Source organism: Alteromonas lipotrueae (assembly GCF_019249255.1).
GTDB lineage: Bacteria > Pseudomonadota > Gammaproteobacteria > Enterobacterales > Alteromonadaceae > Alteromonas > Alteromonas lipotrueae.
The window spans coordinates 1-11,851 of the sequence record NZ_JAESDJ010000029.1; the positions used below are offsets into that span (position 1 = coordinate 1).

Genomic DNA, 11,851 nt, shown 5'->3' on the forward strand with positions numbered 1-11,851 from the left:
TCGTTCGCTGGGACGCAAACACGCAGGGCGGCTGCGCCATTATGCCCTACGCGCCTGCGCCCCTTATTTAAAAGTTAGCTGCAAAATGGAAACTCGATACAAAGTCAGAATAAAAACAAAAGTCAAAGTAAGGCTTATTGCAACAATGACGTTGATAGTATTGCCTCTAGCTTTATTCGGGCTTTATCTCTTCGAATATAAAACCCCGCCGGTTGAAATAAGAAACCACTTTCCAGCAGAAGTCATCGAATTTCCGAAATGGAGTGCGCCGAAAATAGGAAAAGGAATATACTCGAAATATGTAGGTTATCCATATTATGCAGCAGTAAACTACAAAGGCGAGACGTATGGTGTTGGCAGCTTCAAGCCGCTATATCCCGGCACAAAGGTTTGTATTGGGGCAGTTGTTAAAGGAGATTCAAACGAAGTTATCAGCTATGTTAATGTCGATTTGAGCAATTGCAGCTAACAAACGCATAAACTCGCTCGCGGGCTCGCTGGGACAAAAATACGTAGGCTCCCTTCGCTTCGCTCAGTATTATAGCCTACGTATTTTTGCCCGTTATGCGGGCCGTTAGCTGCAAGGAGAAGTTTTTGAGCAAGCCAGATTTTTCAAGCTATTCGATTGAAGAGTTGCTGGACTGTAAACAGAACATTGATAAAGATAGATATCCCGAACGCTATAGAGAAATTCTTGACTTAATTGCTTTACGCACCCAAGACCCCAAGATTAAACGCTCTCACGACGAGATTGTTTTCATAGAGTTTTGTGAAGCACTCAGAGATGACTTAAGAATTACATTAGACGATAACTTATGGCCTATCTTAAAGTTATTTTCAAAGCGCTTGAGGGATAGCGTACCAAGCACTTTTCAAGATCAAGTTTGTCCAGTATGTTCAGGTGACTTACACATTACTCAACGGTTTGGCGCGTGGGAAGTCGAGTGTCAAACCTGCGATATGGTCTATTCTATAACTGAAAGGCATTCGTCAATTTGAGCTTTGCAGCTAACAAACAACTGTAGCCATTCGCTGGCGCTCACTGGGACAATAACACGTAGGCTCAGTCGCTTCGCTCCAATTTTAGCCTACGTGTTATTGCCCCTAAGTTGGGCGTTAGGTGCTACAAGGAATTGAAAACATGAAATTCGTCATGATTTTTGGCCCATCCGGAATTGGAAAAGAGACTATTGCCCGTCAATTAGCATCTCAAAAAGATTGGCGCGTATTTCCTCAGCATTTAGCATTTGATATCGCGAGCGCCGTTATTGGCTTCGGCAACGATGGTTTTGAAAAGTATCAAAGAGATATGTGTCTGAATGCCCTCAAAACACTTCACTCTAATAAAGTGACTGGCGTGGTATTTACTTTTTGCTATGTGTCGAAAGCTAGTGACTATTTTATACAGGGTCTATTGTCGCTTCTCGACGAAATGCAGGTAGTAGGTGAGTTTTTTCGCATTAATTGCGAACTAGAAGAGCATATTGCACGAGTAACTAGTAACGGAAGAAAAAACACAAATAAAATTCAAACAGAAGAATATTTGCGTCATTACCTGCAAAGGTTTGATTTTGGCGAATCAATACCAAACGCCCGTTCCTATGCTCTAGATACAACATCAATGACACCAGAAGAATCAGCTAATGCTATTGCAGCCAAACTTCGCACCTAACAAAAAAATTAAGCCACTCACTTCGTTCGCTGGGACGCATACATGCGGGGCGGCTTCGCCATTATGCCCCACATGCCTGCGCCCCTTATTTAAAAGTTAGGCATTTTAAGGTAATCGTAAACAATGGATTTATTTTTAGAGCTCCTAGGAACAGAAGGGATGCTTTCTGGTATTTTTGAACTGTTAGTTTTGCTAACCTTTGGTTACTTATTTTTCAATTTTCGTAAAAGTGCAAAAATTTCTGGTCATCAAGTATACAAGTACCTTTCACTGGGGTTTTGTTTTTCTTTCTTATCTATTTTTATCCCGATAGTCTCAATAGCTCTTGGTACTGCAATAATAGACGATGCCGTATATGATGATATTCATTTGTACAATGATTTACCCTATTACTTAGCTACTTTTGCTAGTCTGGGTTGTTTTATTTTGGCCGCAAAGGCAAAGTTTGAGCCCAATGCCTAACAAAATGCTCAAGCCTCTCCCTTCGGTCGCTGGGACGCCTATACGCGGGGCGGCTTCGCCATTATGCCCCACGCATCTGCGCCCCTTAGCTTAAAGTTAGGAGACAAGGAAATGTCAGCAGGCGTCGCACAAGCAAACAAATTTTACGAAGAAGTCGCAGCGACTCAAATAGTTTGGTTTGGTTGCCTCCCAAACGAAATACTCTTAGAGTTTGATGTTAGTGACAACAAAGTATCTTTGCCCCTATGGTCTTCCAAATCTAGAATCGAGAGGCTTAAAAAACTGAATCCTGAACTGCTCGGAGACGTAGAAGCAAAAAGTGTTAGCTGGGCACAATTTAAGGAGCACTTCTTACCTATCCTACAGGATGATGAGAAAGTAGTTGGGATAAACCTTTCAGGGAAAAACCTGACCGGCATAGACATTCCAGCATCAATACTAGTTAAGCAAGTAGAGGCATTTGGGTAATGTCTCCTAACAAAAAAATCAAGTTCGCCCGCTGCGCGGGCTGGGACGCAAACACGCAGGGCGGCTTCGCCATTATGCCCTACGCGTCTGCGCCCCTTATTTAAAAGTTAGTTGCGAAGAAATATATGAAATTACTTCAATTATTAAGCTTAACGATATTGGCAATTGCAGCTTGTCTTATGTATTGGGTTCTAGCGCCAATTAAGCCAGATTCGAGCGGAGCATCTACGGGCGCTGCTGGTCTACTTATACTCTTTGTTGCATTTCCACTATTTTGTTGCTCAGCTTTAATTTCTGTCCCAACTACAATAGCACTGCTAAATTCAAAACTGAGGGCATCATCAGACTTTTTAGGCTGGCAATGGGGTGTTGTGTGGTTTCTCAATGCTATCTGTTCAATATTTTACGTAGGATTAGCGTTGTATGCGGCGTATATTTTCATTGAAACTCTGGGCGACTAACAAAACGCTCAAGCCGCAACCCGCTCCGCGGGCCGCTGGGACAAAAGCACAGTGCGGCTTCGCCATTTTAGCACTGTGCTTTCGCCCCTTAGCTTAAAGTTATACGTTGTTGAAAAGGAAGTCAGTTTGAAGAAAACCGTATTGTCAGGGTACATTGATGTACCGAGTGACCAAATCACATTAGTCAAATCTGCGCTATCCAAACATATTGAGCTAACTCAACAAGAGGATGGATGCTTAGTATTTAAAGTTACTCAAAGAATACATGAGCCCAATATTTTTGACGTCTACGAAGAGTTCATTAACAAGGAAGCTTTCGAAAAACATCAAAAAAGAGTATCAAACTCCGATTGGGGAATTGCCTCAAAAAATGCAGTACGTCACTATGCCATTAAAGAGGTTTAAAAAAACTCAGTGGTAACGTATAACAAACGTTTCAAGGCGTGCGCTGACGCACACTGGGACACAAACACATGGGTTGCTTCGCATTATAACCCATGCGTTTGTGCCCCTTAAACGGAAGTTATATGGCTATAGGGTTAGAATGGAACTAGTAATAGGCAAAGGAATTTCTTTGGTCGAATTTGGTATTTTCGAAGCGGAAGCTATTCAGAAGCTGGGAAAGCCTGACAAGTCATTTACAACCGATGCGCAGTGTAAGCGCCTTCAGTATTTTGACCTTCGTCTAGAATTGTCATTTGAACCAGAAAACGATAACCGGCTAGGCTGGATCGAAGTTCACAATCCAGATTGTCAAATGTTTGGTCGACAGCTAATTGGTGTTCAACAGGGTGAAGTCTTAGATTTTGTGGAATCAAATTGCAACGAAGAACCGGAGGTTGAAGATTATGGCTCCATGGAATCTGCGTTTTTTTCTAACAGCTGTTTAGAGTTGCAATTTGAGTTTGGTAAATGCAGCAATATTAATTTTGGTGTTCTTTATGACAAAAATGATGAACCGGTTTGGTAGCCATATAACAAACCATTCAACCGGACCCATACTCGCTGGCTTAGCTCATTCTTCGCAATTATAGCCAGCAAGTCTGTGCCGTTTAATAGGGGCGTTAGAAGGCGTCAGCCTAAACTGCGTTTGGCTGTATAAAAATATCAATTCAACCGCCCTCACCTGTTGTTCCCAACATCGCTCTGGCTTTAGGTGCTTTTAACTTCGCCGCTTTAAATTCAAAGGTCGCGCAATAGGCGCTTTATCGCCAAATTCTTATTTTACTCGGTAAGCGCCATTGCGTTTGCTAGTTCAAATGGCGGCTTGCTTCAGTCAGATCAGCAACATCACTGCGCTGGCATTTTGCTTGTTTGCTTTAACAATCAATCGTATGCTGGCTTTATTAGTTTTTAATAAGGCCAAAGGTATAGGCTCTGCTTCTAACAAAGCGCTTAAGCCACTCCCTTCGGTCGCTGGGACGCCTATACGCGGGGCGGCTTCGCCATTATGCCCCACGCATCTGCGCCCCTTAGCTTAAAGTTAGGTGCTTATGGGAACCGAGATATTTTCAGTTTTTATTTTTGTACCAATATTTATTGCAGCTATTGCTAGCATTAAAATAGTAAGAAATAAAAATAGGTTGAAGCACAGTATCTTACTTGTAGCAACGTTTTGCTTCTTCGGTTATTTCTATCTTACTCCTTATTTGGATGGATTTAATCCAATGCAAGGAGTCGTAATCGGAAGTCTGGTTTATTTGCCAAGTTACTTAATTTTTTATTGTGGTTTAACTATATATTTCAGAAAGATCGGCAAGGAAAACTAGGATGTATCTGCACGCACCTAACAAAAAAATTAAGTCTCTCACTCCGTTCGCTGGGACGCATACACGTGGGCTGCTTCGCATTTTAGCCCACGCGCCTGCGCCCCTTATTTAAAAGTTAGAAGGCGTCAGCCTAAACTGCACTTTACTTTATAAAATATCAGTCCAACCGCCCTCACCTGCTGTTTCAAAAATCGCTCTGGCTTTTGGTGGTTTTCACTTCGCCGCTTCAACTTCATAGGTTGCGCAATAGGCGCTTTATAGCCAAGTTCTTATTTTGAGTCAGTAAGCGCCATTGCGTTTGTCGGCTCGAATGGCAGCTTGCTTCAGTCAAATCAATACCATCACTGCGCTGTCGTTTTACTTGTTTGTATTAATAATCAATCGTATGCTGGCTTTATTAGTTTTTAAAAATGCCAAGGGAACAGGCTCTGCTTCTAACAAAACGCTCAAGTTCACTCCCTTCGGTCGCTGGGACGCTAACACGCAGGCTGACTCACTTCGTTCGGATTTTAGCCCACGCGCTAGCGCCCCTTAGCTTAAAGTTATAAGGCGTCAGCCTAAACTCCGTTTGGCTTTAAAAAATCCCAGTACAACTACCCTCACCTGTTTTCATTAGCACCGCTCTGGCTTGTGGTAGGTTTAAACCCGCCGCTTTTAGGTTCAAAGGTGGTGTAATAGGCGCTTTATCGACAAGTTCTTATTTTAAGTCAGCAAGCGCCATTACACTCGATAGCTCAGGTGGCGGCTAGCTTCGGTCAAATCAAAAACATCACTGCTCAGTCGTTTTTCTTGTCTGCGTTAACAATCAATCGTATGCTGGCATCAACAGTTTTTAAAAAGACCAAAGGAACTGGCTTTGCTTATAACAAGGCGCTTAAGACCACTCCCTTCGGTCGCTCGGACGCATTTACGCGGGGCGGCTTCGCCATTATGCCCCACGCAACTGCGCCGCTTAGCTTAATGTTATAAGGCGTCAGCCTAATCTTCGTTTGGCTTTATAAAAATCCCAGTGCAACTGCCCTCTCCTGTTTTCATTAGCATCGCTCTGGCTTGTGGTAGGTTTAAATCCGCCGCTCATAACTCAAAGGTGGTGTAATAGGCGCTTTATCGCCAAGTTATTAGTTGAACCTCGCAAGCGCCATTACACTCAATAGCTCAGATGGCGGCTAGCTTCAGTCAAATCAAAAACATTTGTGCACAGTCGTTTTGCTTGTTTGTGTTAACAATCAATCGTATGCTGGCTTCAACAGTTTTTAAAAAGACCAAAGGAACTGGCTTTGCTTATAACAAGGCGCTTAAGACCACTCCCTTCGGTCGCTCGGACGCATTTACGCGGGGCGGCTTCGCCATTATGCCCCACGCAACTGCGCCGCTTAGCTTAATGTTATGTGTCACAGTAAATTGAGCAAGGAAAGTTGAATGGGCAACAAAAAAGCTTCATTTCCAATTGAGTCTACGGAGCTTGAAGGCATGGGAACTGTATCAAGCGGTAAATTGGTATCTCATGCAATCTTTGGCAATGGAGAAATCAAAGAAATCGCTAAATGGGAAACTGGCGAAATCACCGTTAATGTAGTCTTCGATAAATGTGGTTCAAAATGGCTAGTTCCTGAATTTGCAAAACTCAAAGAACAGCAACCAACACATAAATCCAAACAAAAAGTGAGTATTTTTAAGAGGTTGTTTGGGCGCAATGACACATAACAAAAAAATTAAGTCACTCACTTCGTTCGTTGGGACGCAAACACGCAGGGCGGCTTCGCCATTATGCCCTACGTGCCTGCGCCCCTTATTTAAAAGTTAGGAGACAAGGAAATGTCAGCAGGCGTCGCACAAGCAAACAAATTTTACGAAGAAGTCGCAGCGACTCAAATAGTTTGGTTTGGTTGCCTCCCAAACGAAATACTCTTAGAGTTTGATGTTAGTGACAACAAAGTATCTTTGCCCCTATGGTCTTCCAAATCTAGAATCGAGAGGCTTAAAAAACTGAATCCTGAACTGCTCGGAGACGTAGAAGCAAAAAGTGTTAGCTGGGCACAATTTAAGGAGCACTTCTTACCTATCCTACAGGATGATGAGAAAGTAGTTGGGATAAACCTTTCAGGGAAAAACCTGACCGGCATAGACATTCCAGCATCAATACTAGTTAAGCAAGTAGAGGCATTTGGGTAATGTCTCCTAACAAAAAAATCAAGTTCGCCCGCTGCGCGGGCTGGGACGCAAACACGCAGGGCGGCTTCGCCATTATGCCCCACGTATCTACGCCCCTTAGCTTAAAGTTAGGCCTATGAATGTGAAACTTACCACCATTGTTTTTTTATCCCTGTTTCTGTGTTCGTGTGCACTAAAGGACGATCTCCCTAGTGAATGGGGAAGTTTAAATTCTGATTGCTCGGACGTAATTGCATTGCTGGACAATAAAGGTGCAAGTTCTTCCGAATACGGCGAAAGCTGGTTATCGGTATTACTTGTGCCCGCCGCCGAATTCAGTCACCGTGCAGATCAAATAAAAATTTCAGTCAATTCTTCGGAAAATAGACTGGATATTGAGCTACTTTCAAATTCAGAAATTGTTGAAAAATTGAGCGTTAGTTCAAAAGAATTTAAAGGGTGTAAAGACGGTGGTTTTGTTGTTGCTCGTAGTGCAGTTGTTAATAGCGGAGGTGCTCTAGCCAAAGAGTGGTGGGAGTTTACATTATACTTCGCAACTGATTCATTGATTGTGTCAAAGAAAAAGGGGGCTATCGGAACGCTTTTCTTTGTTCCAATAGCGGGCACAGAGACTCAGTGGCTTCGTTTTGAAAAGGCCTAACAAATGCATCAAGCGGATTTTGGCAAGAGCGGCCAAAACCGCTTATGCAAAGTGTTATGTACTTAAGGAAACATGAACCTATTATTTGTTTGTTCAGAAAATCGTTTACGTAGCCCAACCGGTGAAGAAGTCTTTTCTGAATATGAAGGAATCAACGCAATCGGGTGCGGCACAAATGCAGATGCCGAAACACCGCTTTCAGGCGACCTTATTGAATGGGCTGACGCCATCTTAGTTATGGAAAAGTCTCACAGAAACAAGGTCGCCAAAAAGTACAAAGATTTACTTAAAGGTAAAAAATTGGCTTGCTTAGACATACCAGACAATTACGAGCGCATGCAGCCCGAACTCGTTCGCCTTTTAAAAAGTAAGGTTCCAAAGTTTGTGCGGTTGTAATTGGCACGTACATAACAAAAAAATTAAGTCACTCACTTCGTTCGCTGGGACGCAAACATGTGGGCTGCTTCGCCATTATGCCCCACATGCCTGCGCCCCTTATTTAAAAGTTAGGTAACAGATGGATTTGAGTTCAATAGATTTAGCAATAAAGTACCACTCGTTAGAAGACGAAGAATGGGCTAAAAACGGCGGCACTTCAATCATCATCGCTGCTGGTAAGTTTGGTTTTAAAAACAGTGAGTTTAAAACCGCTAAAGAGTTAATAGCACACATTGAGCAACAATCCCCTAAGAACGTATTAGTTCTGTACGACAACGATACCGTTCCAACAGTAATTGTATCTGTAGTAGATCAGTGTAAAAAAGCTAATGTAGGCAAGTTGGTAATAAAGAGCATCGATGGATATGGACGCTAAGTTACCTAACAAAAAAATTAAGTCACTCACTTCGTTCGCTGGGACGCATACACGTGGGCTGCTTCGCATTGTAGCCCACACGTCTGCGCCCCTTATTTAAAAGTTATAAGCCAAAGGAATTGATGAGATGGGCTCTCTTTTTATGATATACGCTGCACTAGCAATTTACATTGCAATAAGCCTAGCCGTATCAGTTTTCTTGGCGAAAAGGGATGACTTAGATAATGTGCAAAAAATTGCGCAAATCTTTCTTGTATGGTTAATTCCCTATATAGCTGCAATTGCTCTTTGGCAATTTCACAAAAGCCAAGATCTCCCAATTAAAAAGCATTCTGAGTTTGGAGGTGGCCCCAGAGATAGCAGTGGTGCCGGCTCGGATGGTAATCATTAGCAATGGCTTATAACAAACCAATTAACGCACTCACTTCGTTCGCTGGGACGCATACACGCGGGGCGGCTTCGCCATTATGCCCCACATGTCTGCGCCCGTTATTGGAAAGTTATAAGGCGTCAGCCTAAACTGCGTTTGGCTTTATGAAAATCCCAGTGGAACTACCCGCTCCTGTTTTCATTAACATCGCTCTGGCTTGTGGTAGGTTTAAATCCGCCGCTTTCACTTTAAAGGTGGTGTAATAGGCGCTTTATTGCCAAGTTCTTATTCTGAGTCAGCAAGCGCCATTACACTTGTTAGTTCCAAATGGCGGCTAGCTTCAGTCAAATCAAAAACATCACTGCAAAGTCGTTTTGCTTGTCTGCGTTAACAGTCAATCGTATGCTGGCATCAACAGTTTTTAAAAAGACCAAAGGAACTGGCTTTGCTTATAACAAAGCGCTTAAGACCACTCCCTTCGGTCGCTCGGACGCATTTACGCGGGGCGGCTTCGCCATTATGCCCCACGTAACTGCGCCGCTTAGCTTAATGTTATATGCCAGTGAAAAATTTTAAGTTTCAGCTGTTTTTAATTAGTTTGCTAGCTTTGGCCTCTTGCGCAAAGGAAACACGCGTAGAAGAACGATTAGTGTTTTGGAAAAGTGAACTATATAAAATTATTCCTACTGGTACTCCGCAAGAAGAAGCTTTAAATAAACTAAAAGAAATAGATTCAGAAGCATTCGTAAATTTGTTATCGGGAAATATTTCTTCTAAATTAGAAAACATAGAAGGCAATGGTATCCCCTGCAAAGATTGGGTTTTAGTGGCTACAACAGAAATCCAAGACAATGCTGTCATCAAACATTCAATCTCTAGTACGGGGCGTTGTTTATAGAATGGCATATAACAAAAAAATTAAGTCACTCACTGCGTTCGCTGGGACGCATACACGCGGGGCGGCTTCGCCATTATGCCCCACATGCCTGCGCCCCTTATTTAAAAGTTAGGGGCTACAGGGAAAACTATGCCGTTAGTAATGTTTTTTATATTTTTGTTTCCCATGTTTGCTATTGTGTTGCTGTCATTACCATTGTTTTTATTGATAAAAAACAAAACCACTGGTGCATTACGTTGGTACGTCTTATCCGGTGTTACTGTGGCAAACTTTATTGCTTTACTATTTATTAAGCTCTTTAATTCATTGGGCGACAAACCTCTTGGATCTATTTCATTGGCTATTCTTGCTAGCTCAATTTACGGCTTAATGCTAGGAACTTTCTTTTGGTACATTGGGAAAAGACAAAAGGTTGGTTAAACATGCACGCACCTAACAAACCGGTCAAGCTCGCGCACTGTGTGCGCTGGGACAAATACTCGCTGGCGCCTTCGGCATTATCGCCAGCAAGTATTCGCCCCTTACCGGAAAGTTAGCTTTCAAGGATAGTATGCAGTCAAATTTAACCTTCGATGAAGTGAATCAAGAATTAGCTGAAGCCGATATTGCAATTAGCGACTCTGAATTTGAAACCCTGAAAACGTGGGTGAAGTGCAAAATCCAACCTGTGAAATGGAAACAGAAACAATACGATTTTGAACATGACTTTTGGGTTGTAGCGATTTTAAATGGCAGTTGTCTCTACTTTAACTTCGTAGAAGAAGGCTGGGGTTGGGGTAAATTCAGCGAAAGTGGTTCTATTGTAAAATATCACTGGGAACAAGAAGAGTTGGGTGAAGCTTTCATCTGGCGTTACAAAGACCAAACAATTGAAAGCTAACAAGAATTTAAAGCGGGACTGCTAACAGTTTGCTCGGTTTCGCTTCGCTACACATTATAGCAAACAATTATCAGCCCCTTAAATGGGCGTTATGTGCTCTGGAGTTAGATAATGGCTGGCGGTGCTTTTTTCGTTTTTGTTTTGCTTTTTCTTTCTACCGTTATTGCTTCAATATGGCTATTTAAAGGAAGAGGTTCTCGTAGTGGCAAGGTCGTTCGCGTTGCTTTATATTTTTGTTGTACTCTTTTTCCAGCAATAGTTATCGTGCTTCTACAGAGCATTGCGGGGTACAGTGTCATTCTTAGCAATATCAGTTTCATTTTGTTCTGTTGTGCAAGTGTGTATGGTTTTGTCCTTCCAATATTTTCAGGCTACAAAATTGAGCGGGTTAAAAGTACACGCACCTAACAAAAAAATTAAGTCACTCACTTCGTTCGCTGGGACGCATACACGTGGGCTGCTTCGCATTATAGCCCACGCGCCTGCGCCCCTTATTTAAAAGTTATATGTCAAGGAGTAGACATTGATTCCAGAACCTTTTAATACTCTTATTGTGGTCATTATCTGTATATCAGTAGTTCTCTACTTTAATGGTTACTTATCCGCATCAAACCGGTCTGCAAGTGTTACTTGGTTGAAATCTAAAAACCCTATTTATCTAAAATTTTTGTCTGTACTTTTCATTTTTATCGCATCATTAAAAGTTTTAATGCTAGTGTTATAACAAGACTAAACTAAGGCAGTTTACAAACTGACTTATAACGAAAAAATTAAGCTCGCCCGCTGCGCGGGCTGGGACGCAAACACGCAGGGCGGCTTCGCCATTATGCCCTACGCGTCTGCGCCCCTTATTTAAAAGTTAGAAGGCGTCAGCCTAAACTGCATTTGGCTGTATAAAAAATATCAATTCAACCGCCCTCACCTGTTGTTCCCAACATCGCCCTAGCTTTCGGTGGTTTTAACTTCGCCGCTTTAAATTCAAAGGTTGCGCAATAGGCGCTTTACCGCCAAGTTCTCATTTTCATCCAGCAAGCACCATTGCACTTGGTAGCTCAAATGGCGGCTTGCTCCAGTCAAATCACCAACATTACTCCATTACCATTTTACTTGTTTGCTTTAACAATCAATCGTATGCTGGCTTTATTAGTTTTTGAACGTCCAAAGGTAAAGGCTCTGCTTCTAACAAAGCGCTTAAGCCACTCCCTTCGGTCGCTGGGACGCCTATACGCGGGGCGGCTTCGCCAT

General features: G+C 42.5%; 17 protein-coding genes. All 17 read left to right on the top strand.

The window, feature by feature from the left end:
* Positions 1-469 (top strand): hypothetical protein (locus KYS23_RS20200; protein WP_246604528.1); only part of this gene is annotated, 469 nt, incomplete at its 5' end.
* Positions 470-594: 125 nt separating this feature from the next.
* Positions 595-999, top strand: coding sequence for an LBP/BPI/CETP family protein (locus KYS23_RS20205; RefSeq protein WP_218398313.1), 405 nt, complete (start codon positions 595-597; stop codon positions 997-999).
* A 142-nt stretch (positions 1,000-1,141) separates the two neighbouring features.
* Positions 1,142-1,672, top strand: coding sequence for a hypothetical protein (locus KYS23_RS20210; RefSeq protein ID WP_246604530.1), 531 nt, complete (start codon positions 1,142-1,144; stop codon positions 1,670-1,672).
* A gap of 123 nt (positions 1,673-1,795) precedes the next feature.
* A complete protein-coding gene (locus tag KYS23_RS20215; RefSeq protein WP_218420015.1) occupies positions 1,796-2,134 on the top strand; it encodes a hypothetical protein in 339 nt (112 codons plus the stop codon).
* 111 nt (positions 2,135-2,245) lie between these two features.
* Positions 2,246-2,602 carry a DUF2750 domain-containing protein gene (locus tag KYS23_RS20220; RefSeq protein ID WP_218420017.1) on the top strand — a complete coding sequence of 119 codons (357 nt, stop codon included), beginning with the start codon at positions 2,246-2,248 and terminating at the stop codon, positions 2,600-2,602.
* A gap of 587 nt (positions 2,603-3,189) precedes the next feature.
* On the top strand, positions 3,190-3,468 hold the full coding sequence (locus KYS23_RS20225) for a putative quinol monooxygenase (protein WP_218398507.1): 279 nt from the start codon (positions 3,190-3,192) through the stop codon (positions 3,466-3,468).
* Between the two features lie 139 nt (positions 3,469-3,607).
* Entirely contained in the window at positions 3,608-4,033 is a 426-nt protein-coding gene (locus KYS23_RS20230; RefSeq protein WP_218420019.1) for a hypothetical protein, read from the top strand.
* Between the two features lie 2,218 nt (positions 4,034-6,251).
* Positions 6,252-6,536: a hypothetical protein gene (locus KYS23_RS20235; RefSeq protein WP_218420020.1), complete on the top strand. Its 285-nt coding sequence runs from the start codon at positions 6,252-6,254 to the stop codon at positions 6,534-6,536.
* A 111-nt stretch (positions 6,537-6,647) separates the two neighbouring features.
* Complete coding sequence (locus KYS23_RS20240; protein WP_218420017.1) at positions 6,648-7,004, top strand: DUF2750 domain-containing protein; 357 nt, start codon at positions 6,648-6,650, stop codon at positions 7,002-7,004.
* Between the two features lie 115 nt (positions 7,005-7,119).
* Positions 7,120-7,644 carry a hypothetical protein gene (locus KYS23_RS20245; protein ID WP_218420022.1) on the top strand — a complete coding sequence of 175 codons (525 nt, stop codon included), beginning with the start codon at positions 7,120-7,122 and terminating at the stop codon, positions 7,642-7,644.
* Positions 7,645-7,716: 72 nt separating this feature from the next.
* Positions 7,717-8,040: a low molecular weight protein tyrosine phosphatase family protein gene (locus tag KYS23_RS20250; protein ID WP_218398540.1), complete on the top strand. Its 324-nt coding sequence runs from the start codon at positions 7,717-7,719 to the stop codon at positions 8,038-8,040.
* Between the two features lie 121 nt (positions 8,041-8,161).
* A complete protein-coding gene (locus tag KYS23_RS20255; protein ID WP_218397951.1) occupies positions 8,162-8,458 on the top strand; it encodes a hypothetical protein in 297 nt (98 codons plus the stop codon).
* Between the two features lie 127 nt (positions 8,459-8,585).
* A complete protein-coding gene (locus KYS23_RS20260) occupies positions 8,586-8,849 on the top strand; it encodes a hypothetical protein (RefSeq protein WP_218396084.1) in 264 nt (87 codons plus the stop codon).
* 535 nt (positions 8,850-9,384) lie between these two features.
* Positions 9,385-9,726: a hypothetical protein gene (locus KYS23_RS20265; protein ID WP_044056449.1), complete on the top strand. Its 342-nt coding sequence runs from the start codon at positions 9,385-9,387 to the stop codon at positions 9,724-9,726.
* Between the two features lie 129 nt (positions 9,727-9,855).
* A complete protein-coding gene (locus KYS23_RS20270; RefSeq protein WP_218420005.1) occupies positions 9,856-10,146 on the top strand; it encodes a hypothetical protein in 291 nt (96 codons plus the stop codon).
* A gap of 130 nt (positions 10,147-10,276) precedes the next feature.
* Positions 10,277-10,606, top strand: a complete 330-nt coding sequence (locus KYS23_RS20275; RefSeq protein ID WP_218420025.1) for a hypothetical protein — start codon at positions 10,277-10,279, stop codon at positions 10,604-10,606.
* Between the two features lie 111 nt (positions 10,607-10,717).
* Complete coding sequence (locus KYS23_RS20280; RefSeq protein ID WP_218420027.1) at positions 10,718-11,014, top strand: hypothetical protein; 297 nt, start codon at positions 10,718-10,720, stop codon at positions 11,012-11,014.
* Positions 11,015-11,851 lie beyond the last annotated feature (837 nt).